General features: G+C 46.0%; 20 protein-coding genes. 13 read left to right on the forward strand and 7 right to left on the reverse strand.

The annotated features are described in order from the left end of the window. Nucleotides 1–121: 121 nt before the first annotated feature. The 5 genes from RIE73_RS20805 to RIE73_RS20825 all read right to left on the reverse strand — a co-directional run bounded on the left by RIE73_RS20805 (nucleotide 122) and on the right by RIE73_RS20825 (nucleotide 6,998). On the reverse strand, nucleotides 122–1,957 hold the full coding sequence (locus RIE73_RS20805; protein WP_446402993.1) for a glycoside hydrolase family 15 protein: 1,836 nt from the start codon (nucleotides 1,955–1,957) through the stop codon (nucleotides 122–124). Between the two features lie 52 nt (nucleotides 1,958–2,009). Continuing rightward, nucleotides 2,010–3,941: an ABC-F family ATP-binding cassette domain-containing protein gene (locus tag RIE73_RS20810; protein ID WP_446402994.1), complete on the reverse strand. Its 1,932-nt coding sequence runs from the start codon at nucleotides 3,939–3,941 to the stop codon at nucleotides 2,010–2,012. Between the two features lie 264 nt (nucleotides 3,942–4,205). Further along, nucleotides 4,206–5,693: a peptidoglycan-binding domain-containing protein gene (locus tag RIE73_RS20815; RefSeq protein ID WP_446402995.1), complete on the reverse strand. Its 1,488-nt coding sequence runs from the start codon at nucleotides 5,691–5,693 to the stop codon at nucleotides 4,206–4,208. A 231-nt stretch (nucleotides 5,694–5,924) separates the two neighbouring features. Then, on the reverse strand, nucleotides 5,925–6,104 hold the full coding sequence (locus RIE73_RS20820; RefSeq protein WP_446402996.1) for a hypothetical protein: 180 nt from the start codon (nucleotides 6,102–6,104) through the stop codon (nucleotides 5,925–5,927). Nucleotides 6,105–6,188: 84 nt separating this feature from the next. Further along, nucleotides 6,189–6,998: an acetylornithine aminotransferase gene (locus RIE73_RS20825; protein WP_446402997.1), complete on the reverse strand. Its 810-nt coding sequence runs from the start codon at nucleotides 6,996–6,998 to the stop codon at nucleotides 6,189–6,191. Nucleotides 6,999–7,382: 384 nt separating this feature from the next. Here RIE73_RS20825 and RIE73_RS20830 point away from each other — a divergent pair, with 384 nt between their 5' ends. Next, complete coding sequence (locus RIE73_RS20830) at nucleotides 7,383–7,538, forward strand: hypothetical protein (protein WP_446402998.1); 156 nt, start codon at nucleotides 7,383–7,385, stop codon at nucleotides 7,536–7,538. A 341-nt stretch (nucleotides 7,539–7,879) separates the two neighbouring features. On the opposite strand, the gene RIE73_RS20835 is transcribed toward RIE73_RS20830, so the two are convergent. Together RIE73_RS20835 and RIE73_RS20840 are read right to left on the reverse strand one after the other, a co-directional pair. Continuing rightward, the gene (locus RIE73_RS20835; RefSeq protein ID WP_446402999.1) at nucleotides 7,880–8,458 is read right to left on the reverse strand and encodes a Uma2 family endonuclease; all 579 of its coding nucleotides are present in this window, start codon (nucleotides 8,456–8,458) and stop codon (nucleotides 7,880–7,882) included. Between the two features lie 558 nt (nucleotides 8,459–9,016). Next, a complete protein-coding gene (locus RIE73_RS20840; protein WP_446403000.1) occupies nucleotides 9,017–10,324 on the reverse strand; it encodes a glycosyltransferase in 1,308 nt (435 codons plus the stop codon). Between the two features lie 599 nt (nucleotides 10,325–10,923). Here RIE73_RS20840 and RIE73_RS20845 point away from each other — a divergent pair. The 12 genes from RIE73_RS20845 to RIE73_RS20900 all read left to right on the forward strand — a co-directional run bounded on the left by RIE73_RS20845 (nucleotide 10,924) and on the right by RIE73_RS20900 (nucleotide 26,494). Continuing rightward, nucleotides 10,924–12,021 carry an interleukin-like EMT inducer domain-containing protein gene (locus RIE73_RS20845; protein WP_446403001.1) on the forward strand — a complete coding sequence of 366 codons (1,098 nt, stop codon included), beginning with the start codon at nucleotides 10,924–10,926 and terminating at the stop codon, nucleotides 12,019–12,021. Between the two features lie 41 nt (nucleotides 12,022–12,062). Further along, nucleotides 12,063–13,421, forward strand: a complete 1,359-nt coding sequence (locus tag RIE73_RS20850) for a polyprenyl synthetase family protein (RefSeq protein ID WP_446403002.1) — start codon at nucleotides 12,063–12,065, stop codon at nucleotides 13,419–13,421. A gap of 239 nt (nucleotides 13,422–13,660) precedes the next feature. Further along, the gene (locus RIE73_RS20855) at nucleotides 13,661–14,641 is read left to right on the forward strand and encodes a hypothetical protein (RefSeq protein WP_446403003.1); all 981 of its coding nucleotides are present in this window, start codon (nucleotides 13,661–13,663) and stop codon (nucleotides 14,639–14,641) included. Between the two features lie 776 nt (nucleotides 14,642–15,417). Beyond that, nucleotides 15,418–17,073 carry a hypothetical protein gene (locus RIE73_RS20860; RefSeq protein WP_446403004.1) on the forward strand — a complete coding sequence of 552 codons (1,656 nt, stop codon included), beginning with the start codon at nucleotides 15,418–15,420 and terminating at the stop codon, nucleotides 17,071–17,073. After that, the gene (locus tag RIE73_RS20865) at nucleotides 17,070–18,140 is read left to right on the forward strand and encodes a hypothetical protein (protein ID WP_446403005.1); all 1,071 of its coding nucleotides are present in this window, start codon (nucleotides 17,070–17,072) and stop codon (nucleotides 18,138–18,140) included. Before RIE73_RS20860 ends, RIE73_RS20865 begins: the two co-directional genes overlap by 4 nt. Nucleotides 18,141–18,285: 145 nt before the next feature. Then, nucleotides 18,286–19,161, forward strand: coding sequence for an interleukin-like EMT inducer domain-containing protein (locus tag RIE73_RS20870; RefSeq protein WP_446403006.1), 876 nt, complete (start codon nucleotides 18,286–18,288; stop codon nucleotides 19,159–19,161). Between the two features lie 373 nt (nucleotides 19,162–19,534). Then, nucleotides 19,535–20,386 carry a substrate-binding domain-containing protein gene (locus RIE73_RS20875; protein ID WP_446403007.1) on the forward strand — a complete coding sequence of 284 codons (852 nt, stop codon included), beginning with the start codon at nucleotides 19,535–19,537 and terminating at the stop codon, nucleotides 20,384–20,386. Between the two features lie 72 nt (nucleotides 20,387–20,458). Beyond that, the gene (locus RIE73_RS20880; protein ID WP_446403008.1) at nucleotides 20,459–22,543 is read left to right on the forward strand and encodes an interleukin-like EMT inducer domain-containing protein; all 2,085 of its coding nucleotides are present in this window, start codon (nucleotides 20,459–20,461) and stop codon (nucleotides 22,541–22,543) included. Nucleotides 22,544–22,880: 337 nt separating this feature from the next. Then, on the forward strand, nucleotides 22,881–23,414 hold the full coding sequence (locus RIE73_RS20885; RefSeq protein WP_446403009.1) for a hypothetical protein: 534 nt from the start codon (nucleotides 22,881–22,883) through the stop codon (nucleotides 23,412–23,414). Nucleotides 23,415–23,484: 70 nt separating this feature from the next. After that, nucleotides 23,485–24,567 (forward strand): DUF2235 domain-containing protein, encoded by a 1,083-nt coding sequence (locus RIE73_RS20890; protein WP_446403010.1) that lies wholly within the window; start codon nucleotides 23,485–23,487, stop codon nucleotides 24,565–24,567. A gap of 66 nt (nucleotides 24,568–24,633) precedes the next feature. Then, a complete protein-coding gene (locus RIE73_RS20895; protein WP_446403011.1) occupies nucleotides 24,634–25,797 on the forward strand; it encodes an alpha/beta hydrolase in 1,164 nt (387 codons plus the stop codon). Nucleotides 25,798–25,969: 172 nt separating this feature from the next. After that, a complete protein-coding gene (locus tag RIE73_RS20900) occupies nucleotides 25,970–26,494 on the forward strand; it encodes an SCP2 sterol-binding domain-containing protein (protein WP_446403012.1) in 525 nt (174 codons plus the stop codon). Nucleotides 26,495–26,698: the final 204 nt, after the last annotated feature.

The raw sequence follows: 26,698 nt of genomic DNA on the forward strand, positions 1-26,698 counted from the left end.
CCGCGCAGGCGGACTTTGGCAAGTGTAGCAGCGATTTTAATCGCCGTGACTTTGTTTGTGTAGCTTTGGCAAGTGTAGCAGCGATTTTAATCGCCGTGACAAAAAGGGGGTTACTGATACGCTAAAAATCACGCTCAATTGCCCGATTCAGATTCCACGCCGCACTGATTAAAGACACATGGGTAAACGCCTGGGGAAAATTGCCCAAGGCTTCACCACTCGATCCCGTTTCCTCGGCATATAATCCTAAATGGTTGGCATAACTGAGCATCTGCTCAAAAATCAGTCGAGCGCGGTCAAGTCGCTTCCTGTCTACTTTTCCCGCCCTGGTTAACGCCTCAACTAGCCAGAATGTACAGAGATTAAACGTTCCTTCTGTCCCCGAAAGACCATCCGGTGCTTCTTCGGGATTATACCGATAGACCAAACTATCAGACACCAGTCCCCCTATTTCTGGTGGGGAATTAATCGCATCCAAGGTTTTCAACATGCGCGGATCAGTGGGAGACATGAAGAATATCAAGGGCATAATCAGATTACTGGCATCTAGAGACGTGCTACCGTAATACTGCACAAAGGCTTGACGCTCCTCACTCCATCCCTTCGTCATAATTTCTTCATAGATGCGATCGCGTTCCTTAAGCCATCGCTGGTGATCGGCGGGAAATGAGCGCTTTTGAGCCAACCGTAAGCCGCGATCGAGGGCTACCCAACACATCAAATTAGAGTAAATATAATCCTTGCGTCCCCCGCGTGTTTCCCAGATTCCTTCATCTTGGCGTTGCCAATTATCGCAAACCCAATTCAGTAACCGCCGTAGGGATAACCACAAGTCATAGGAAATCGGTGTGCCATATTTATTGAACAAATATACCGAATCCATCAACTCGCCATAGATATCAAGCTGTAACTGCTTATAAGCCCCATTGCCAATCCGAACCGGGGAGGAACCCTTATACCCCTCCAAGTGATCCAGAATCTGTTCATTGAGATCATGATAGCCATCAATACCATACATAATCTGCAACGGATCATCTAAATCCAACTCCTGACAGCGATTTTCCAAGAAGAGCATAAACTGGGCGGCTTCCTCGGTAAACCCGATACGGAGTAAGGCATACAGGGTAAAGGATGCATCTCGAATCCAGGTATAGCGGTAATCCCAATTTCGAGACCCACCAATCATTTCCGGTAAGCTACACGTCGGCGCGGCGATAATGGCTCCCGTGGGTTCGTAGGTAAGCAATTTCAAGGTTAGGGCGGAACGTTCCACCGTCTCGCGCCATCGACCTTCATAAGTACATTTAGCAATCCAGCGTCGCCAATACGCCACCGTATCATCAAAGAGTTGAATCGCTTCTTGATGGCGCAGCGGTAAACTACACCCCCCATCCGTGTCAGTTTCTTGCAGCACAAAAACGGCAGTTTGTCCAGACTCTAACGTAAATTCGGTAAAGACACCGCATTCATTCTGTTTTAAGGGGACATCCGTCACCAATCCCAAATTCAGAGACGGTGACTTAAAGCACGCCCCTGTGGATGACAGGATCGTCTCGTGGCGATCGCGGGCATAATTAAATGCAGGATAGCACTCTAAGCGAAACTTCATCTTACAGCGCACGACTCTAACTTGCCGCACTAACCAATGATACCCTTGCTGATTCACGGGCATACCCACAGGCATAAAGTCAATAATCTCACCCACCCCACAAGACGCCAAGAAGCGAGTCACCAACACATTCGTTTCGGGCCAATATAACTGTTTATGAGTGACGCCATCCACACAGGGAGCAATCTTAAAATGACCCCCTTTCTCAGCATCCAGTAATGCGGCAAAAACGCTAGGGGAATCGTGTCGAGGAAAGCAAAACCAGTCAATTGAACCCCCTAAGCCAACTAAGGCGGTGGTGTGCATATTGCCGATAATGCCGTAATTCTCGATAGATTGATATGCCATTGAAGTATGAAGCTTGAATTATGAATGTTCAATTTTGAAATAAGACATAAGACTATTCCCCAATTTCCGCCAATTCCAACCAACGTTCTGTGGCTGTATCAATAGTCTGCGTCAAGGTTTCTAATTGCTGATAAAGTTCCTGCACCTGATCCACTTTACCCGGAGGCGCATTATACAGCGCTTTCTCCACCTCCGCCTTCTCCGCTTCCAGTTGGGGAATTTTATCCTCTAATTCTTCAAACTCGCGCCGTTCCCAATTAGACAGCCGACGCGGTTTCCCATTACCAGAGGATTGCGTTTTAAGCGTTGCTCCATTGGTAGACTTTTCTGATTTCTGTTGCATCTTAGCACTGGCTTCAGCCGCTGCTGCTGCTTCGGCTTCTTTGTAATCCAGATACACGGAATAGTTCCCCGGATACTGGCGCAGAATTCCTTCTGATTCTAAGGCAAAAATTTTGTTAACGGTGCGATCTAAGAAATAGCGATCGTGAGACACTACAATCACACAGCCATTGAAATTTTCCAGATAATCTTCCAATACTGAAAGCGTTTGTACATCCAGATCGTTGGTGGGTTCATCCAAAATCAACACATTGGGAGCGCTCATCAGTACACGCAACAAAAATAGGCGGCGCTTTTCTCCGCCAGACAGTTTATGAATGGGAAGGTATTGTTGATTCGGGGGAAATAGAAACCGTTCTAACATTTGGGACGCTGTAATCAGGGTTCCATCTCCGGCTTTCACATAGTCTGCCACTTCTTTCAGGTAGTCAATTACCCGCTGATTTTGATTAATTGCCGTGAGTAAATGATCGGAATGTTGATCAAAATAGCCGATATGAATCGTTGCGCCAATATCCACCTCACCCGAATCCGGCTCAATCCGCCCGGTGATAATATCCATTAACGTGGATTTACCACTCCCATTTTCGCCAATAATGCCAACCCGATCATCGGGGCTAAATTCGTAGGTAAAGTCTTTAATTAACGTGCGATCGCCATATCCCTTCCAGACATTCTCTAACTCAATCACTTTCTTGCCAATCCGCCGACTGGCTGTGGAAATATCCACCTTGCCTTGAGCCTGTTTAAACTCTTGATCCTGCATCTGATGGATGCGGTCAATTCGGGCTTTCTGCTTCGTACTCCGCGCCTTGGGACCTCGTTTCAACCATTCCAACTCTCGTCGCAATACATTCTGATGTTTCCGTTCTTGACTGGCGGCAGTTTCTTCAGCTAGGGCTTTTTTCTCTAAGTAGTAGGCATAGTTGCCATTGTAGGTATAAAGGTCGCCTCGGTCAATTTCAATAATCCGATTGGTGACTTGATCCAAAAAATAGCGATCGTGGGTAATTAATAGAATGGCACCGGGATAGGATTTCAAGTATCCCTGTAACCATTCTACCGACATGGCATCTAAATGGTTAGTGGGTTCATCCATCAGTAACACATCGGGTTCTGAGAGTAACGCTGTCGCCAAAGCGATGCGCTTCCGGTAGCCCCCGGATAAATTACCAATTGGCGTATCAAAGTCTTGAATTCCGAGCTTAGTCAGGATGACTTTGGCACTGGTTTCTAAGTCCCAAGCGCCTAAGGTTTCGATGCGCTGCGTCACCTGAGATAGACGTGCCATGACTTGTTTATCGTCTGGATTTTGTGCTAATTTGTGGGATAATTCTTCATAATCCCGGATTAGTTTCATTTGTTCACCACTATCGGCAAACACTTGTTCTAAGACAGTGCGATTTTCATCTAAGTCAGGTTGTTGGGGTAAGTAGGCAATTCTTGCGCCAGGATTGACCAAAAATTGACCGCCATCAATGGGTTCAAGTCCAGCAATCATCTTTAAGAGAGTGGATTTGCCTGATCCATTGGTACCGATTAAGCCGACTTTATCGGTAGCATCGAGGCTAAAGCTGGCATCGTTGAGGATTTCTTTAATGCCAAAATCTTTTTTAACGGATTGTAGCGTGAATATACTCATTCAGTTTCTAACTTGATCCTATGTCTCAATACTTGATAGTCTCCCTCATCCTTATTTTCACGCTAACATGTTCACATTCAATTCGCGATCGCAACCTCTCTCCACCCTCTGCTTCCCTTGGTACCAGGCTCTTGACGTGCATGATTTACAATGCATGTCAACTTAAGCCACCCCATACCCCACAACCCCCTCACCCCCAGCTTCCCCAGCTTCCCCTGCTCCCCCTGCTCCCCCTCACCACAGCACTTATTCAGCAGCCCCTATTTAACCTAACTCCCTTAACGTCGCTCGACGAATAATTTCCGTTACTTCCGTTGCCATCCTGGCATCTAATTCCACCACCTCACGCTTGGCATCCCTGGGTTCTAACCGCTTTGCTCCCTTTAATGCCATGCTAAACGTCACCAACTCTGGCACACCCATTGTACTGGGTTGAATAAACTGAACCAGCGCCACATAAACAGCTTCCGCCCGATTCCGAATCTGAGTCACACCATTTCCGAGTTTAGAAATAATCACCGGCGAACTAATTTTATCCTGCAAATCTAATGCCTCTAATGCCACATCGGTTAAACGTGCCGCATCTGCACCCATCGCCCGAATCACCGATTCTAAACTATGCCATTGGGCACCCGGTAAGCGTGAGGCTTGGGGGATGTGATAATGCCAACCCAACATCGAAATCATTCGAGTTAAATCATACGCCGTAATTGTATTTTCGCCGCGATGTCGTTCTGATACGCCTTTGAGAATAACATTTCGGGGACGCCACCATGCTTGAGGAGGTTGCGTCGATAATTCGGGTTCTGGGATAAACGGTTCTTCGCCATATCGTCCGGTAAAAATCAAGTCTTGATTTCCGGTCATACTTTTCAGCCAATTCTCTAACTCGGCAGGCGTGGAAAATTGCTTTAACATTGCGGCTAGGGAGTTGGATGAGGCAATGCGATAGTCGTAGGAGAGAATGTCTTTAAGCACATCATGGAACGAGAATTCTCGGTATTGTCCGCTTAAATCTCTGCCTCGAATCAGGCAGGTATCAATATCTACTTGAAAGGCATTGGTGTTGCTGCGAGAGACGACATTGAGAATGGGAATAATTTTACTACTACTCCAAAACTCGGTTTTACTTAGCGCATTTCTGCCTAGCCATTTGGTTTTGAAGTCTCCATTAACAAAACTGCCGACACAAAGACAGGCTTCAGTAATCTCTGGATGCAAAAAACTTAAGCCTTGGTCATCAATCTCCGGTCGTTGTCCTACTGGGGGGAAGGAGTGGAAGTGGGCGGTATCGTTAGTGACAGAAACCAAGGTTTTGCCATCCGGTTTCTGCATCAGGCGGGCGGCATAGTCTTTGAGTTGAGTTTTGTAGGGAGAGGTGTCAATTCCTTTATAAAATAGGGCGGGTTTGTCAACAGTACCTTTAACGGATTCTTTTAAGAAGGTTTGATAGATTGTGTCTTTATCTTTATCTTTGAGCGAGGGAAGAGGGTTGGGTGTTTCCGGCAGTAGTTTTTGCGCCCAGCCTTTGCCAAATTTCCCACTGTCCATGTTATTCAGGTAAACCGATTTACTGAAATCAGTCATTGCCTGTTCTGTCTGGTTGCCATAAGCACCATCCAGCCAGGAACCACCGGGGTAAAATCCTAAGCGATTCAGTTGAGTTTGGATTTGCTTAACTAATTCTGGGTCAGTCTTGAGGGTATCTAAGTGAATTACGATATCGTGATGGATAATATCGGTGAGTTTCATTAGGGTATTGATTAAGGGATTTAATTTAACGATGAGTTATTATAACCTAAGTTGCTGGCTTCTTTAAGCTGTCAGGAATTTGAACCTATCCTGTAGGGTGCGTTAGGCACTGGCTTTAGTTAATGCGAAAAATAACTGGGAATTTGTGCGCCGTAACACACCGTTCCCAGTTGTATAAAAAAATTAAAAAAGGAGAATGCCAAAAGCTTTTCTCCTTTTACACTATTTTATTTATCCGGTTAAATGACAATAACCTGATTGTCTTCTATCAATAACAGCCACCGCAACGACCACCACGATAGCAGCTACCGCATGGATTGTAACCGCCAAACTGAGGACGATAACCACCGCAACAACTACCACCTGGGCAAGGGGGGCGAGTACAGCCTCCACAGCTTCGACAACTACCACAACAATTCCAACTCATAATGAATTGACCTCCGTTTATCTTCTAACAAAGTTTAACATGATCGACAATGAAATTTTAATTCTAGACTAGAGTCCAGAATCATTTAAATCATCAACAAGTCCACCAGACGTAGCTAGATTTGCCGTTGATGATTTCTCAGGCAGAAAATCTGAATCGCAAACAATGCTCTGGGTGATAGCACGAGCCAATTGCTTCGCTTTCACATTGTTCTTCGTTTTTGAATCCCCGCAAACATAGATAGATGAGAGGAACTTTGCCTCGCAGAATGTATTACACTCAACAGTGGCTTCGTATTCTAGCTGTTCAACTTCGATATGGGAGTGAATCTCGCTGCGATAGCAGGTACTATTGTCGCCTTTACCGATACGTCCAGCTTTTACCTTCGCAGAGTCAAAATCAATGGTGCTGTGGTTACTACACAGAACGAGGGCTGGCGCTACCGAAGGAGACAAATAACACTGATCAATGATTAAGTGCGAGAAGCCTGTAACCATTATCGAAGCGATATCGATACCTGACACATGGACAAATGAGTAAAAAGCGACTGACAGTCCATATACCGCTTCTTCTTTGAGAACCTTGACTTGTACAGCACCAGGATCGTCAGGTTCACCAATTAGGTAAATCTGTCGGGCACCTTGACCGTAGATTTGTAGGGCATCGTAGGTTCCGGGAGCCAGCTTAACATATAGGTCAAACCGTTCACCGAAATCACAGTTATTATTTGCCCAGACGACGGCATAATCAGCAGAGGCAAAAGGCTTTGCTTCTGTTCCATCACCGGTTTCGTCGGAACCATCGGGAGAAACGTAGAGAAGCAAGTTGTCGGTTAATAACTTCCGGCTGTCTGCTGAAACTGTTGAGCTTGCGACCATTTTAATTTAACCCTCCTTACAAAACACCGAGAGACTCTGAAACGGGAACGGGTAAGTGCCTGTTTCAGTTATCGAGTGAATCTAAATGATTTATGAAACTTGATAGGGCGGAAAAGCTTGCTAGATAAGGCTTTTCATCCCACACCTATTTCACAACTGATTTAGACAAATCTATGAATCTTGATCGTGAATCGATTTTGCCATATTGCTGCCAGAGGTTCCGGCGTTAATAGGCTGTCTCGTTATTGACGATTCATCGAGAATAATTGATTAACGGTTCAGGTGTAAATATAGAAAAGTTGGTAAAAATTCAGGAGTTTTTCTCGCCGGACAATCCCGATGCTTAAATTGGTCTTTTTGTCAATACATAAAAAGTGTGGAGTTTTGAGAAGGGCTATTGCTGATTGGTTAGCCTGGAGTCATCAGATGCGAAAACAACAACAGGAAAATCCGCCACAATTTATTGAAAAGCTACGACAATTGAAGGCAAAAAAACAAGTAAATTCTCAACAAGATACTTCAAGTCAAGCCATGAGTTAATGACAATTAAATATTTCCTGGATGAACATATTCCACTGGTGCTTCGCACACAAATGTTGCAACGATATCCTCAATTGCAAGTTTGGGTAATTCCGTAATTATAGGTTTTCTTATCTCCAGAACGGGGGACAATTGCCCAGTGTAAATAATCAGAAAGTATAGATTGTAGGTTGGGTTGAGCGAAGTCCAGTAGGGTGCGTTAGGCGCCTGCTTGGGTTAATGTGACAAATAACTTGGAATCTTTGCGCCGCAACGCACCGTTCTCAGCTACAAACCCAACCTAATCTAGGGTCTGCTAAATAAGTCTTGTGGTGGGGAGAGGAAATTGACAGAATTTTGGCTTAGAAAACTGGTAACTCTAATATAAATCCAGGTAAGACATCCTCTCCGGATAAACTCGCGGGTAATTGGACAATCTCAACAGGCTGATTCTGACGATAAATTTCAACTTGCTGGGCTTGGGGATTAATTAACCAGCCTAATTGTAAACCACTATTGCTATACTCCTGCATTTTTTCTCGTAAGTCGGATAAAGAATCGGTGCGAGAACGGAGTTCAATCACAAAATCTGGACAAATTGGCGGAAATTTTTCTTGTTCTTCGGGAGTTAAGGATTCCCAGCGTTGGTTGGCTATCCAAGCCACATCGGGAGAACGCTTTCCACCGTTGGGTAAGCGAAAGATGGTTGATGAACTAAAGACTTTTCCCCGTTGAGTTTGACGATTCCACAGGTTTACGTCGGTAATTAAATCGGATTCTCGATTGCCACTCACTCCACCAACGGGAGGCATAATCAATAATTCTCCTTTAGCGGTTTGTTCCAGTTTCCACGTTTCATTAGCTTGGCAGAGTTGATAAAATTGCTCATCGCTTAAGCCAACGTGTTTTAAGTTTAAAATGACGGGTGATAAATTGTTCATAGGATATAAAGATTTTCTAGGCTTTGTATAGGACGATACCAAATCCGTGTTTGATATCATGTCCGGTTGAATACTCACATTTAGGTGGAGACAAGGCAGAGGGCAGAAGGCTCCAGGGCAGAAGGGAAGGAGCAAGGTTGCAAGGAAGAAGGATATTATGGTTATTTCGGCGGACATGATATGAAACCCCCTTTATCCCTTAAGAAGGGTTCGATAGTATCGAACCCCTACGCAATCAATGATTCTTGAATGTTAGGGTAGGGACACGGCAGTGCCGTGCACTCAACCTGATGTCTTTGATTGCCCATTTTCCTGAGATATTAGATAAGACTTTTGACTTATTACCCGCCACTAACTTTGGTGACAGTACCGACGCTCTAGGCTTTGTATAGGATGACTCGCGATCGCGCTTTTTAGTCTCGGTTTAAATCCTAGCATTGATGACTTATCTGTAGCCACAAAACGACAAGCAAGATTAAGAAGGGTTCGATAGTATCGAACCCCTACGCAATCAATGATTCTTGAATGTTAGGGTAGGGACACGGCAGTGCCGTGCACTCAACCTGGTGTCTTTGATTGCCCATTTTCTTGAGATCTGAGATAAGTTTCGATCGCGTCACTCGCCGCCTTGACTCCATCTTCTTGCTGCACCCGCTTTCCCACCTCGGCGGCTTTGATCCCATAACTCGGCTCAAATAAGAGTTGCTTAAGTTCAGCTATTAATGTAGTCGCACTATATTCATGTCGGGCGAGAGTACGCGCTACCCCTAAACGCACCAAACGCATCGCATTATCTGGCTGATCATGGGCATAAGGTACCACCAACATGGGACGCCCCGATCGCAAAGCTTGTCCAGTGGTGCCAACTCCGCCATGATGGACAATCACCGCCGCACGGGGAAAAATTTCCGAGTGAGGGGCATAGTCAACCACAATCACCCCTTCCGGTAACTGTTCTAATGGTAAGTTGGGGACTCCCTTGCCCACCAATAACACCGCCCGGTATCCTAATTGTTGAGCCGCGATCGCAGCTTCTAAATAGAAGTTTCCGGGTGTCCATACCATCAGCGAACCCAAGGTAAATACAATAGGAGGAGATCCAGACTCAAGAAACCTTGCCAATTCTGGAGACAAATTCTCCTGTTTAGCGCGATCGTAAAACGGAAATCCCGTCACCTGAGTTTGGGAACACCAATCGGGTTGGGGTGAGGCTAGCGTCTTAGAAAATAACGCTAGTACCAAATCCGGTGAATGTTGACCTTCAAATATAGGATCATAACTGGGTGGTAACCCCAATTCCCCACGCAGTTGGCGTATCGGCGCACTCCACAATCGCGCTTGCCAACGAAATTGGCGCAGGCGGGCGTCATTAGCGACAACGGCTAAGGCTTGTTCATAAGGGGAGATGGTTGTAGTGGACAGGGTTTGAGAATCGTAAGCCGACATAAATAGGATCGGAGAGAGAACCGTTGACACCCACGGAATCCCTGTTTTTGCTGCAATTAATGATCCAGCAAAGCTTAAATGGTGCGTCAACAGCAGATCCGCACCCTGCACCGCCTCCAGTAACGCCTTGTATGTCGCCCTCAGATGGGGCATTAATAGATAACAGATAGTATATTCACTTTCCCGACGGGATTCGGATAGCACGCCGATAAACTCCCCATCCTGCTGCATATCGATCGCACTATCGTAGCGAACCGGATGAAATCCAATCCCCTCGGCTTCAATCTTGTACCGATACAGCTCACTTGTGGCAATAACAGCACGATGTCCCCGTGCTTGCAACTCTAATGCGATCGCCATATAGGGATGAATATCGCCAAAGGAACCGTAGGCTGTTAAAACAATATGTTTATTGGTCATTGGTCATTGGTCATTGGTCATTGGTCATTGGTCATTGGTCATTGGTCATTTGCGATAATTGAACGGTTAGGTCGGGGCGGGTTTAGTTACATTAGGGTGAAAACGAAACGTTAGCAGTAAAACCCGCCCCTACAAAAGATGTTTTATCGGAACGCCTCTTTTCCCCCAGCTCCCAGACGTGCCATGGCACGTCTGGAACATTGGCTTCCCCAGCTTCCCCAGCTTCCCATCTCCTAACATCCCTGCACAATATTAGTGGTAGAATTATTTTTTAGCCTATCATTGACTTGATGTAAATAAAGCCTGTTAATTTTCTTCTCTAATCTCAAAAAATATATAGCTATAGAGGAATTTCAAATCATTCGTGAACGAAAATTTTGCTTGATTTGACTCCCCGTAAGGATTTAACGTGAATGAATGTTCACATTTCATTTGTACAGTCTCATTTCTTATCCCGTCCCTTATTCAAGGATAGGACGTCATAAGGAAAGTCTAATTCTTGATTTCACCAGACGAGAAGCCGAAGAAAGCGCCCCCAGCAAGAGTCCATCAAGCCAAAACGCTGTCACCCCTCATTGGTCATCAGGTTAGTGAATCGTATGAACCCACCAAACGTTAACCCCGCTAGAAATGGCGTCACGACAACAGTACAGGTGTCCTCAGCCGGTTATGATCACGGTAACTCGGCATCGATTAAACGTAATACCCAAGACTTAGGTGAGAATTGCTACAATCGCGGACTCAATGTCGCCGTCTTCGATGAATTTACCGGACAACCCATGTTTGGTACGACGTTTGATACCTTTAACTCCGGTAACTCCGAGTCCTTTGCCCAATTTGTCTCTACCTTACCCCCTGGTCGGATTGTCGCTATTGCCATTAAAGATGATGCTAGCTTGAATTTATCTGACCCGGGCAAAAGAGCCTGTAAATCCTTGGGAAGTCGCCTGATTGATCACCTGCAATTCCGCAGTTCTTGGGCGATAATTGGTCAAACGGGTGCAGCATCGGGAACAGCCGTAGAACAGTTGTCTGACGAGTCGGCGGTTACTTGTTCACGGGAGATTACAGCGACAAAGGTTCAGGTTCCCAGTTTTGTGGTCGCGGCGATATCGGCGGGGAATACTTGGGGTAACATGGCTCAAGTTACCTGTAATGGGGAACTCGTTTCCCTTACGGGAGGATATCAACGGGGTTTGAATGTTGTCGTTTTCGATCCGTCCAATGGGCGTCAACTTCAGAGTCGATCCTTTGATATCTATGCTGATCCCGCGAATGCGGATGCTTTTGCTGACTGGATAGAGACTATACCACAGGGTCGGGTGGTGGCGATCGCGGCAAAAGATGACGCCAGTTTTAATCTCTCGGATCGCGCCAAAGCCGCCTGTAAATTGATTGGGAGTACCCAAATCGACCGTCTTCAATTTCGCGGATCGTGGGCAATTGTCGGCGTCAAAGGTGCTTCTGGGGGTGCAGTTATTGAAAATCTGAATAACTTCGGCTCCGTTTCTGTCAACGCTTGGTTTCCTGTGCTTGACTCTCCTCCCGTCACTCCATCGGTGACTCAACCTGTGGCTCAACCGATAGAATCTCGCGAATCCGGCACCGGAAACCAGAAACAAGTGGTGATTATTGGACTTGTGCTGGCGATTCTGGTCATCGTTGTCATCGGGGCTATTTTGATTAATCAGGACTAAGACGAATATTCCTGAACCGAAACTTTAGAGGAAAATTGTTAATGCTAGGACTATTCTTATTTTTCGTATTTTTTGTCTTCTTCAGTTTGTTATTGTATGATCCCCAAAAGTTCCCAATCCTCAAGCTAAAACGTACACCCCGCCAAGTTTTACTGCCTCAACCCCCGATTTCTACCCCTTCATCGTCAACGGTATCCGATATTGATTCAGGAAGTCGTAAGGCGATTGCCACAACCTTATCGGATCTAGCCCAATTAGAGGCGGCGCAGGATGCTCAGGATCAACGTCTTGCGGCTGATCCCTCTAAGTTTAATCAAACGATTATCAATGAGGCATTACAGGGATCACGGGATGCTATTTTTGTCAAAATTGAGGAATTTATCCAAAGCCAGCGCCAAGTCTCTGGTGCTTATACTCCCCTCTATGAACTTTTAAGTGATTATCCCTTTCGCGTCGGGAAAATGCTGCGTCCGACGATGTGTATTAGTGTCGCTCGGGCGGTGGGAGGAATGGGACATTCGGCATTAACTGCGGCTGCCGCATTGGAACTGTATCATAATGCGTTTTTGATTCACGATGATATTGAAGATGAGTCGGAGTCTCGCCGGGGGAAGGGGACATTACACCAAATGATTGGCATTCCCCGTGCGATTAATGTTGGGGATGCAACGAATGTTTTAGCGGTGGGATTGCTGCTGGAAAACTTATCGGTGCTGGGAGTATCCAAGGCGCTGAATATTTTACATGAAATTGAGTTCATGGCACGGCAATCTGTGGAAGGTCAGGCGATGGAATTGGATTGGGTGGCGACGAATCCTTCCCATCTGAGTGACCAAGATTACTTTACCATGTGCGTGAAAAAGACCTGCTGGTATTCCTTTATTACCCCTTGTCGGATTGGTCTAATTGTCGGACATCCTGCCTCAAGTGTGCAGGATTTAGTGGAACCCTTGGCTGGATTAACCCGGTTTGGCATGATTTTGGGGATCGCGTTTCAAATCCAAGATGATTTGTTAAATCTCCAGGGAGAAATGGAATCCTATGGCAAGGAAATTGGTGGCGATATCTATGAAGGCAAACGCACGTTGATGCTGAACCATGTTTTAGCCAACAGTAAACAGGAAGCAGAGAAAATGCGGGAAATTCTGGCTCTACCTCGCCCCCAGAAACATCCTGATCATGTTGCCTTTATTATGGAGCAAATGCAGCGCTGCGGCAGCATTGAACATGGTTGGAACGTGGCGCGATCGCTCGCCCAAAAAGCCGCCGATATTTTTGATTCTTTGGAGTTTTTGTTCCCGGAAACCCCACTGCGACCCGGAGAACAATGGGTTTCTCCAGTTCATGACCGTCGATTTATGAAGGAGTTGATTAATTATGTCATTTATCGAAGTAAGTAGGTAGGTTTAGATTTTCATTTGTCATTTGCTATGGCTTTTTGCAGTATGGATAAATGATTAAAAAACTATGACTGTAAAATTGTTAAGTTTTGAAAAGAATAAATGTTTTTGAGTAGAATTAAATGAATTTTGGCTAAAATAAGAGAATCCTACTTGTTAGGATAGTTGTCAAGTTGATCAAGTTTCAGACAAAACTTGACAGGTTCACAAATCAAACAAAATAATCAGGACTGAATGACATGGCTCAAATCAAAGTCGAAACCGTTGATCTTAACGACTGGAAAGAAGAATCCTATGAAAAGGGTTCCGGAAAGTGGGATGTATCCCGGAATGGTCAAGAAGTGATCCAGAAGAAAAATGGTAAACCTACGTTATTTTATAGTCCATTTAATGTATTTAATACCAAAGTCTCCGGGAAAATAAGCGTCGGCAACACGGGGGATGATGATTTTATTGGGTTTGCTCTAGGATTCCAACCCGGGGATACCACCAATAGTTCCGCTAAATATCTACTCGTTGATTGGAGGAGAGGTCAGCAGAAACGGTGGGGAGAACTTGCCCAAACCGGATTAGCGGTATCCTTAATTAATGGAGTTCCTAGCGATCAAGCTGAATTCTGGAGTCATACGGGTAAAGTGACTGAACTGGCGCGGGGAAAAACCCTGGGCAATAAGGGATGGGAAAAAAATGTTGAAAATACGTTTGACTTTGTTTATACCAAAACGAATTTGCAAGTCTCAGTTAACGGTAGTCTAGAAATTGATATTGACGGCGATTTTAGTGAAGGACGAATCGCGTTCTATAACTTCTCCCAAAATAATGTCACCTATAAAGCCTTTGAGAAAAAAGTTCTCCCCTCCGGTCAATTGCAAGTCCATGCAAGTTTTGAACAAGGAGTAGAGTTCCAAAATCCTATGGACACGGCTGCTAAAATTAAAGTCACCCCCTCTGGTACTTGGTCGGTGAAAGACGGAGTAGAGATTACCGCCGCCGGAGAACCAGGGGCTGAACTACTCAGTCATGTGACTCATCCGAACAATACGCCCTATTCACTCGTTGCTGTGGATAAAGTCAGTGGTGAAGTTATTGAAGAAATCAGCAGTGCCAAAACTCTCAGCCTTAAAGCAGGTCAAATTGTCATCTTTAAAATGAATGATGAACCAGGATGGTATTGGGATAACAAAGGGTGCATCACGGTGGATTGGATGGTTCTAGATTAATTAGGGTCTGCTGAATAAGTTTTGTGGTGGGGAGAGGCAATAGGCAATAGGCAACACCTCGGCTTCGCTCGGTGTGTCATGGGCAATGGTTTCAACATCTCGACTTCGCGGCAATTGAGCGTTCGACTGAGCGCTCAACCCTCTGTTGAGGGAAAATTTGGCGCTTAGGTCGGCGAAAATCCTAAGATGCAAGAGTGTCTAGGTATCAAAATCTTGTCCCAATTTAAATGCATGACAGCTTCCCTGTTGCCGTTCCCCTATAAAAGACGATAATTTACCAATTTTTATGTATTGACAAAATGGCAGATTAATGAATGTAAGGTTAGCCCAAAAAAAAGAACCAATTTTTACTAACTTTTATCTATTTACGCCGCTGCGTCCTATTGGTTATCGTGGAGAACATTGAAGGTAACCAACTAAAACCAACATTTTGTAGGTTGGGTCTGTAAAATCCTAGGTTAAGTCTTCTCGAAGCGTAACCCAGCCGACCCTCGATTGAGAGTAAAGTTTAGCCACAACAAACCCAACCTGCTTTTTAATTTAGTGGTAGTCTAAGTCGAATATCACTGAACTAAGTAGGTCAGTGGAAATAAACTAAACTATGTTAAGTTATGTGGATGTCCCTTAAACCCTTACATACATAAACGAACGGCTTGCTTCTCAATGGGAGAGAGTATGACAAATGACATAAGACGAATGACTAGAAAAAAAGAGTTTATAAAGATGAAATAAGGATTAAAATAGACAAAGTAAAACGCCGTCCGACTAGGTGTTAAATGAGTCAGCGCTTAAAAAAAACCCTTGTCCTGCCCCAAGTAACGTTACAACTCCATTCCGGCACAGACTTGGTTTTCCAACTATTGATCCGGAACCAACTTCATGAAGCCGTCCTTTTACGTCCGACTCTAGATGATTGGCTAGTCAATGACAGTGAGATTTTGCCCATTGTTAGTCGTTTGGAACCCCCTTATGTTTATTTGTTCCCAGAGTATGAATCGACCTGTCAGTTAACCGTTCCCGTACCCGACTATTTGCCGAGTGGGACAAGCCTGAAAACCTGGTTAAGATTTCCCGGTTGGCTAGAAGACGCCATTCCCATCCAATTGGAAATCTTAGAAACCACAGAAACCCGCGATCGCACTCCCGTAATCCATCCTTTAATGGTCACCTTTCCGCCGCCGAGAGACAGCAAGGAAAACTACTTGGGAACGGCTGAACCCAGTACCGCCGGAATCTTTGGTCTGATGTCGGGGTTAATCGATTTGGATAAAATTCCTGCCCGTTGGTTGATTGCAGAATTGTTAACACGGCTGTGCCAACATGGAAATGATTATGCCCAGACGCCCCAAGGGAATGAACTCCTTACCCAACTGAGTCGCACCCAGTTCTTTAAAAATGGCGTTTATGCCTTTTCCTCTGCCCAAGTTCCGGCTTGGATCGCCAGTAGTCTATCCATGGCGAATACTATCCTCGCCGCCCAAATTGGACAACGACATCTGCTTTCTATTTGGGAGGAATGGTTATTTGATTTAGCCCAAACTGATATTGAAATCGGAGATGGGGGAGATGGGGGAGATGGGGAAGATGGGGGAGTTAACTCAGAATTGAATAAGGGCGGGTTTTGCTCAAACGTTACTATCAATCGCGACAAGAAAATCCCTAAACCCGCCCCTACGAACCCGGTTCCCTATCAGCGAAGCGAAGCGTCAATACTCAACACGCAAAACCCTGAACAATGGTTTTCAGGACTACTTTTAGGACTTGCCCAAGTGTCACCTAGAATGGCGAATTGTTTTCGGGCGATCGCGACTCAGGACTCCACAATACCAACTGTTGATAATACAATTGCTGCCCAAGCTAGCTACAGTTTAACCACCGGATTACCCGGACTGGATGCGCTTCCGGGGCGTTGGTTGGTGGTGGAACTCCTGATTCTGCTAGCACAACAAGGGGATACCTATAGCCGCACAGAATCCGGTAGCCAATTACTCAATCAACTTAGCCGTACTCGTTTCTTTAAGAATGGCGTCCTCGCCTTTGCTTCAGCCCAAGCCCCCCGATGGCTGGTGATCAGTCAATCGGCGGCGGCGGCGTATCATTCCTCTCTGGGGGTGCAGATGGGACAAGGGGGATTACTTCATGTCGGCGAACGATGGTTGTGGACGTTGGTTCCCAATACCTTAAACGTTAAGGGAATGGACAACCCGGTTTCCGTATCCAATGCGGCAACAAAAACCTTTGTTTCCGAACTGGGAATGGATGCCCAGCGCTGGTTTGTGGGGATTCTGTTGGGACTGATTCAGGTGTCACCAAAAATGGCGACGTGGGTAAAGGCGATCGCGGATCAAGCCCCGCCGCCTCTCACACCTACCCCAACCTCCCCCGTCATGTTCAATGATGTTCTCAATGAAGGAGGTTCTCTAGGACGATGAATGTCAACGAACAACTCCTTCTCAACCGTGTCGAAGCTTTACGTATTCCCCTAGAAGATCCCGCCTTACCCCTAGATTGGAAGGATTGGTATCACTTTATTTTGCTGGATTTGAAAACGGGAATCCGGCTACTCGTCAACGCGACTCTCATCGGCAAACCGGAACAGGGGCAGATGCAAGTCAGCTTTATTGTCAACTTGCCCTCCACCCAAATTACCCCAGAACTGGAATCCTCTCCCTCGGTAGCAACCTTTGGCACAACCTTTAGTTTAGACTGGCAACCTGACATGGTGTGTCGTCATCCCTTACGTCTACAAGGGAGGGGGATTAATCTGGAAATTAATGGCATGAACTCATCGGTTCACGTTCACGACGAGAGGGCGCAGCTTTCTCTCAACGTTCAAGGACAAGCAGAAGCCATGCCCCTATTAGTCACTGAAGATGCGCCATTCGGTAGCGGTTTTATTGGTTGGGGATTGATCCCCGGATTAAAGGTTTCGGGAGATCTATCCGTTTGTGGGCGATCCTTTGCCATTGATCACGACTGGTTTTGCTATCACGATCGCAATTTTGGTCGGTTTCGCTGGGGCGAGGATATTGGTTGGGAATGGTTTGTGGCTTATGTTACTGACAAGCAGGGCAGATCCTTCACACTCGTGTTAGATAAACGCACGAATAGAAATCATTCTATTAGTGGTTTACCCTATATTTTTATCTATTCTGGCACTCGCTTGCGGAAGGTGTTTTTAGGGTCTACGTTACAAATCGATTGGGATTGGTCTGCCGCTGCCAGTTTACCGTTACGTCTCCCTGGAATCATGGCATCCCTGTTTGGCGATCGCACGGTGAGTATGCCCCGACAGTTACAGGTACAAGCGGCGGATGATCAGGATCAATTGTCATTAACCATGGCATTTGATGCTACGAGTGAGTTAATTGTACCCGATAATCAGAATCGCCAATATACCTTTATTGATGAAGTGACGGGTGCGGTTGACGTGACTCTCGTACTGCAAGGGGAAACAATACAAGCAAGGGGGTTTGCCTATGGCGAATATGTTCATTAGTTTGTAGTAAGCGCTTTAGCGCTTCTGGCGTTTCTGGCACGCTTCGTGCCGACTACGAACATCATTTAACGGTTGCATCAAGCCCTAATTAATTTAAATGACTTCTTCACCAGTAACAATAAAGGTTCAATCAGCGGGTGGGTTCATGGGTGACTCAGCCCGGATCACACTCAACGACCAAGAAATTGGGTTTATTCACTATAGTCGCGGACTGAATGTTGCTGTTATTGATGAAGTAACAGGACACCCCTTAGTTTGCACCACATTTGATACCTTTTTACCGGGAAACGCCGACCGATTTGCCGATCTGGTGGACAAGTTACCCAGGGGTCGAATTGTCGCGATCGCGGTTAAAGATGATGCCAGTGCCAACCTGAATCAGCGGGCAAAACGCGCCTGTCAATCCCTGGGCAGTCGGCAAGTTCACTGTCTCAGATTCCGCACCTCTTGGGCGCTAATTGGTCAAAAAGATGCCAAACCCGGAATCGCCCAGGAAGAACTATCGGACTATTCAAATGTGGTCTGTTCTCGTTTAATTCCTGTCTCGGCGGATGCTGTACAGCGTCCTAGCCTAGGGGTGATATCGGCAGGGGGAAATCAGGGCAATTTTGCCCAAATGACCTGGAATAACGAAGAGATAGGGATAGAAGGAGGATATCAACGGGGATTGAATGTTGTTGTCTTTGACCGCCATGATAAAACGCAAGAGTTCGGTCGTTCTTTTGATTTATTTACTAATCCGGAGAATGCCGACGCCTTTGCCCAACTCATTGAAGACTGTTCCCCAGATCACGGTATTGCCATTGCGGTCAAAGATGATGCCGCTATCAATCTTTCCGAACGGGCAAAGCAAGCCTGTGAATCCATTGGGAGTCGTCTAATTCGCTATCTACAATTACGCAGTTCGTGGGCGATTGTGGGATATAAAGATACATTAGCCGATTCCGCCATAGAACAACTGAGTCATGAGCAACCCGTCGGATTTCGAGTCTGGTTAGAGAACCTCTCGGAACTGAGTTAAGTCGGTGGAGTTTCATGAAAGTTAACGGTTAATCAGAGGGATATGAGTCAAGTCAAAACTCAAACGTTATCTATTTTATGGTATCTGCTCTAGTAACATTAACTTTCATGAACTATCTAGATCAAAAAAGCAAAATAAGATATTATATTTTTTTTATTACCAGACGTTCTCTAAAGCTGACAAAAATTATTTGATATCATGTCCGTCGAAATAACCGTAATATCATTCTTCCTTGCCACCTTGATCCTTCCCTTCTGCCTTGTCTCCACCTAAATGTGAGTATTCAACCGGACATAATATGACATGGCTTGAGCCTCCCTGAAGCGTTAACTCAAAAACTTATTAACTAGAATCCAGGTTACTGATGATGCAGATGTTCAAACCTAAAGAGGCATTTCTTGCCTCAGGTATCCTATTTTTGACGCTAGGAACAGTTCCCCCTCAGTTTCGATTCACCTCCCTGCGGCTGAGTCCGGTATTGGCTCAGGTTTCACCGGAGGAATTCGAGGTACCAGAATCCGTTCCCCGTGGGACAACGGTGCGGCTGGATGGTTCTAGCAGTATGGCAAAGGTAAATCAAGCCTTAAAAGAGCGCTTTGAACGACAGTATCCCAATAGTGATGTTCAACTCAATGCGGCTGGGAGTACCGCCGCCTTAAAAGCCTTAGTCAACGAAGAAATTGATCTGGCGGCGATTGGACGCCCGTTGACGGCGGTGGAAAAGGCACAAGGATTAGTGCAAATTCCCTTAAGTCGGCAAAAGATTGCCATTCTGGTCGGACCCAATAGTCCTTATCGGGATATAGATATTACCTTTGAGCAATTTTCCCGGATATTCCGAGGAGAAATTACCGATTGGTCAGAACTGGGGGGTGAACCCGGACCGATTCAACTGATTGATCGCCCGGAGTATAGTGATACCCGGCGGGCGTTTCAACGCTACGATGTGTTTAAAGCGGCACCGTTTAGAACTGGAGCCAATACCACCCAGGTAGAGCGAGATAGTACTGATGCCGTAATTGCAGAACTGGGGAAAAACGCTGGCGGGATTGGGTATGCGATCGCCGATCAAGTGTTTGATCGTCAGGATGTGAAAATCATCCCCATGCATAAAGTCTTTCCCGATGATGAACGCTATCCTTTTTCCCAATCCCTTGAATGCAACTTAGTATCACTACTATCTTTTCGGTTACACCCAGATGTAAATAAACGCGCCCCGACTTGACAAATGACGAATGACAAATGACAAATGACGAATGACCAACTTTTCAGATGCGGGTGAAGGAAGAAGAAAGAAATGAACCATAACGAAGCCCATCTCCATATCACTGTTCAGTCTGCCGCTGGTAACCAGGGAAATTCGGCTCGGATTACTGTCAATGACGCAGAATTCGGGTTTGACCCGTACAATCGCGGACTGAATGTGGCGGTTATCCATGAAGTGACGGGTCAAAAGCTGGGTAGCGCCACCTTTGATACCTTTGGTGATCCCAGTTGTGCGATCGCCTTCACCGAATGGATGGAGAGTTTGCCTGTTGGTCGAATTGTGGCGATCGCGCTGCAGGATGAGGGGACTGTCTATCTGGATGAACGGGCGAAAAATGCTTGTGCGGCGTTGGGGGCGTATTGGGTGTACTATCTGCAATTTCGCAGTTCTTGGGCGATGATTGGTCAAAAGGGAGCGACACCGGGAACGGCGACTGAAGCGTTATCGGATGAGCATGGCGTCACCTGTTCTCGTTCCTTTGCGCTTCCCTCCATTTTCGCGAACACAGCGACAATTTCGGCGACATCGGCGGCTGGAGAGTACGGCTTTTTAACGCATATTAGCCGGAATGGATCTGTGATCCCAATTAAAGGAGGATATCAGCGCGGGTTAAATGTGGTGGTGTTTGAACCCGCTACTGGCAAACCCCTGTTGGCGGGTTCGTTTGACTTGTTTGCGGATGCGTCTGTGGCGGATGCCTTTGCTCGGAAGATTGAAGCGATACCCGATGGGAAGATTGTGGCGATCGCACTCAAAGATGATGCCAGTATCAATCTCTCCCAAGCTGCCAAAGATGCCTGTCGCGCGATCGGTAGCCGTCTGATTGATCACTTAGACTTTCGCGGCGCTTGGTCAATTGTCGGCTATAAAGGCGCATCTCCGGATGCCGTGATTGAAAATCTGAATAATTCTGGGTTCACCTCCGTCAAAGCCTGGATGCCGTTAGTCATACCCTGCCCAACCTGGCAGCCTCAACAGAAGCTACAACCCCCAGATTTACCCGAAAAAGGTATCTTTGGTAGCGCGATTGCCATGAGTGGCGAGACAGCGATTATTGGGGCGCGTTTGGCTCCAGTGAATGGTTGTCCGGCTGTGGGCAGTGCCTATATTTTCCAACACACAAACGGCGTGTGGACGGAAATACAGAAACTGCAACCGTCGGGGTTTGGGCATCAAGATGTTTTTGGGAATGCGGTTGCTATTCATGGAAATCTGGCGATAGTGGGTGCCTATTTTACTGATGCGCCCGATCGCCCGAATGCCGGAAGCGCCTATATTTTCCAACAGGAAAACGGCGTGTGGACAGAAATACAGAAACTCCAACCCGCTGACTTACAGGCAAATGACTGCTTCGGGAGTGCGGTGGCGATTGGTGACAATTTCGCGATCGTCGGTGCTTATACCGTAGACGCCGAAAGTCGTCCTGAAGCCGGGAGTGCCTATATTTTCCAGCTTGAGAACGGGGTGTGGCAACAAAAACAGAAACTACAACCCGATGACTTACAGCGTGGGGATGGTTTCGGCGGTGCGGTGGCGATTAGTGGCAACACGGCGATCATCGGGGCGCGTCTTGCCAAAGCAGATGGCGGTCAATTTGCCGGGAGTGCCTATAGTTTCCAGTTAGAGAACGGGGTGTGGCAACAAAAACAGAAACTCCAACCTGCTGACTTACAATATGGGGATAATTTTGGGAATGCGATCGCGATCAGTGGCGAGGTGGCGATTGTCGGTGCCTATGGTGTTGATGCCCAACGGTATCCCGATACTGGCGCTGCCTACATTTTCCAACAGGAAAACGGGGTGTGGCAGCAAAAACAGAAGCTGCAACCCGATGACTTACAGCGTCGCCATGGCTTCGGCTGTTCTGTCGCCATTCAGGGACAAGTGGCTGTCGTCGGGACTTCTGATGCCGGAAGCGCCTACATTTTCCAACTCAATCAGGGGACATGGCAGCAAAAACAGAAATTATACTCCCCAGAGGTGCAACCACAAGACGGGTTTGGGTATACCGTTGCTCTGAGTCAGAGTGTGATCATCACCGGGGCGCATAATGCAGATGCTCAAGGGTGTCCTTATGCGGGTAGTGCTTATATAGCATTTGCCAACGAAACGTGATCACTCTATCCCTGTCCTCCCCTGACTCAGGGGAGCTAGGGAGATGTTCGCTGTTCAGTTATTTCTGCCTTCTTTCACTAGGGAAAAATCAGCCGTCCAGCACTTAGACCTTAATCGCAAATGCTGTACATGTAGGGGGTGTTAGCGTAGCGTAACGCACCATTGCCACTATAGATGGCGTAGCTGCGTAAATCTTGAACAGGTTTCATTAAGAAACACAAACGAATGTTGGCTTAAGGGCAACATATCAGACATTATAGAAGCTTGAAGGTTAGCAATCCATTCAGCTAAACTGTCTTTTTGAGTAACTATTTGCAGCATTTATAGAGGGTGAACTATGACCAATCAAGCTCAATCCGGGCAATCCCTTTTGACTCGTTCTCCTGATGTGACAATTATTAATATTGATGCGCGAGCTAATAACAATAATAACCCCGTCATCAAATATTTGAAACCGGGTACGTATGAGATTCAGTTTATTGGTCAATCTCAAGGTGGCATGTATGATGCCTGGAGTCGTTGGAGTTTCGTCTATGAATGTGATGAAAATGGCGAAAATTGTACTACTGGATGGCTGAATGAATACTACATAACCTCCAGTGAATTTGTCGTTAGTGTACCCACGACAGGTGTATATGCAACACCAGAACTTGCCCTATCTAAAGCAAAAAACACCTCATTTACCCTAAAATTTGGCAGTGAGGTCAGCTTTTTTATCAGTGATGACCTACTGGCGGATAATCAGGGGGGAGTCTCTTTGCTAGTCAAACGACAACAGATTCGTCAACCCCCTTCATTACTGGGAAATTTAGTGTTAGTCGGGTTACTGATTGCTTCAGTTGCGCTAACCTGGTTCATTTTAGATCCTTAAATCAGTCACTATAGCCAAGGGAGAATCTACCGTTTATGTCAATTCAGTTTTTTTGGAGTAGAAATCATCAATGAAGCGTCTGGTTGTTTGTTGTGACGGAACCTGGCAAAAACTAACGAGTCCTTATCCCACGAATGTGGTTAAGATTGCCCAAGCCGTTAAAGCAACCTGTAGTCAAAATATTCCCCAGCTTGTCTTTTATGATGAGGGAATTGGTACAGAAAACCCATTTGCCAAGATTTTGGGTGGTGCTTTTGGTCAAGGAATTGATCGCAATATACAAGATGGCTATCGCTTTCTTTGTTTAAACTATGAACCCGGCGATGAAATTTATTTATTCGGTTTCAGTCGCGGTGCTTATACGGTTCGCAGCTTGGCAGGAATGATCTTTAATTCAGGACTCTTACCACGAGACAAGATTCGCAAAGCTCCTGAAGCTTACGAAAACTATCGCTCCCGTAAGAGTGAAGATCAACCCGATTCCTACAAGATGGAACAGTTCCGCCAAAAAAATAATGCCGAGCAAGTTCCGATTACGCTTCTTGGCTGCTGGGACACAGTTGGTTCCCTAGGCATTCCCGATTTATCAGAGTTTCTGTCCTTAGACCGAAAGGTTAACCAGAAATACGCATTCCACGATACTTCATTAAGTCCAATTATTAAGAATGCGCTACATGCTGTTGCTATTGATGAGCAACGTGAGGTTTTCAACGTTACCCCCATGGAGATAAGCCGCAAGAGCGAATATAAGGGTCAACCTGTGGATCAATTCCTACGTCAAGTCTGGTTTCCCGGCGTTCATGGCTCAGTGGGCGGTGGATCTCAAGAACAAGCTGGTTTATCCGATGGAGCGTTGCTGTGGATGATTGACTCTATTGAGCAATTGCGCCAGCAACAACGTCTAGGTTTGGAACTTGATCCAACCGTCATCGAATATGGTATTCACCCTGACCCAACTATCATGTTCAGCAATGAGCCGCAGAGTTTTATCGGTCGATTAACATTCAAAACTGGACAGATAACCCGCACAGTAAGTGATGACTTTAATGAGCTGCATGAGAGTGTTAAACAACGTTGGCAAAAAGTTTTTGACTACCGACCTAAAAATCTGGAAAAATTCAAAGTTCTATTAGATCAATACGGAGAGCAATAGACAGATCAAAACTATGTCCTTAAGCGAAGCCCAGGATCAACACTCAACCCTTTACACTGAAACACCATGATTACTCCAACGGCTGATCAAATCGCTCAAACCAAAAAAGCGATTGAAAATTACTACATTTCCTGGTTCTATCACCCAGACAAACGTGAAGGAGTGGCTCCCTTTTATCAGATGCATGAACCGGGAGAATCTATTCACGGGACAGTGATGATCTTTCATGGCTTCTCTGCCAAACCAATGCAAATGTTTCTGATCGGTGACTACCTGTTTCGCAACGGGTTTAATATCTATCAAATTCCTTTAGCGGGTCATGGGTTTATGCCACCTGATAATTATTGGCCCCAAGTTGACCTCAAGCCCGAATTTCGTGATCCGCTACGGGGAAAAGCCCGAGAAGATGCCGTTTTAGACCTTTTCTTGTCCAATCGTGATAATAAATCGCAAGGGCAATTTCAACGATTGACCACGTTTCAGAAGATGGCGCTGATTGGTCGGATCATCAAAATGGCACCCCAGCTATTGGATATGGCATTGGCAATTGAGCGAGCCAATGACCCGGATTTTGATCGCTATTTCACCTCGTCTCACATGGAGTATTTAACCGATGCCCAGGAACGTTTGGCAGAATTAGAGGCGATGCCAGGACCAATTTATACGGTGGGACTCTCTGTTGGTGGTGCCGTTGCTCTCGGACTAGCGGCGTCTCGACCAGATCGAATTAAAAAGGTGGTGGCTTATGCTCCGCTTTTAGAAGTGTCTAATGAAGTTAATGAGCGTTACATTAACCTCACGGGTCCCCTAGACTTGAGAGAATTTTCTTGGGAGCAAAATATTAGTTTTCCGGTGGGCTGTTTGACTGCTGCTAACCGTTTTGGTGCCTTTGTTCGTAGTGATAAAAACCGAGAAACCTTAGAGAAGATCCCCACATTTTTGGTATTAACGGAGAACGAAGACGCGGCTGATCTGAAAACTAACCAGAGATTCTTTGACCAAATCGGGGCGAAAGGCAAGGGACACTGCTACTATCTCTATCCAGCCAGTGACCTTGTACCTCATCCGATGATAGACCCGATAGAAGTGAGTCAGGGGATGACGAACCGTTTCTGGAAGAGTTTGTATCAGGAAACCTTCCGTTTTCTGACGACAGGGGAGATTGATGCGGATAACATGAGCAACCTCGAGGAAGCACCGGACTTACCACCGATTCCAACTTATTCGTAACTAGAAGCTGGGGAAGCTGGGAAAGCTAGGGGAGCTGGGGAAGATGTGAAACAAAATTTCTATAGCCCATTACCCTATTCCCTATTCCCTATTCCCTATTCCCTGTTCCCTATTCCCTGTTCCCTGTTCCCTGTTCCCTGTTCCCTAACAAATGACAAATGACGAAGGACAAATGACAAATAATGAACAGTTGGCTCAATGGTTATATCGCCTGGTAGAAATCCTGCGCCGCCAAGGAAATTCGACGTGGTGCAGGTTGGTTCAGACTGTTTCTGGCAAAACGGCTGTGATTGAACTAGATGGAACTCAGTTGCAACTGTGGGCGCAGGGAGATGAACGGTTACAGGTTCGCATCGAATCCTTGGCGGAACCCCAACCCGTTCACTTTTGCAGCGATGCTGAAACTCTCAGAGATATCATTACAGGTTCTGTGACATTGGATGCGGCGGTAATGAGTGGCAAAATTTATGTTAGGGGTGATTTACCCGACTTACTGGGTATCAATCAGGTCGTCATGGGGATTTTAGCCGACAGTGCGATTAATCTACAGTTACAACGCCTCTGGAACGAATTTGATCACCACTGGTTCCATCCCCCCTCTCCTCCCCCCTGTCGATCGCTTGACCAACAAAAACCATCCCGTGGTTATCTGATCAACCAGATTCCCGCCGATGTACTCAACATTGAAGTGGATTGACATCACCCGAAAGGGCGATATACTCTAATTTGTCGCCCTCTGCTTGGTAAATTTTACGGAGTTTTACCAAGATTCTTAATGAAGATTTAAGATTTCTGACAATTTCGTTTATTGGCGGCGATCGCACCTATCGTTATATACAGAGCGCCTGTTGACGGCGACACTCACGTTTTGTTCACTCACTTGCCATAACGAGCTAATTAT

Origin of the sequence: Coleofasciculus sp. C1-SOL-03 (assembly GCF_040220555.1) — a bacterium.
Taxonomy (GTDB): domain Bacteria; phylum Cyanobacteriota; class Cyanobacteriia; order Cyanobacteriales; family Coleofasciculaceae; genus Coleofasciculus.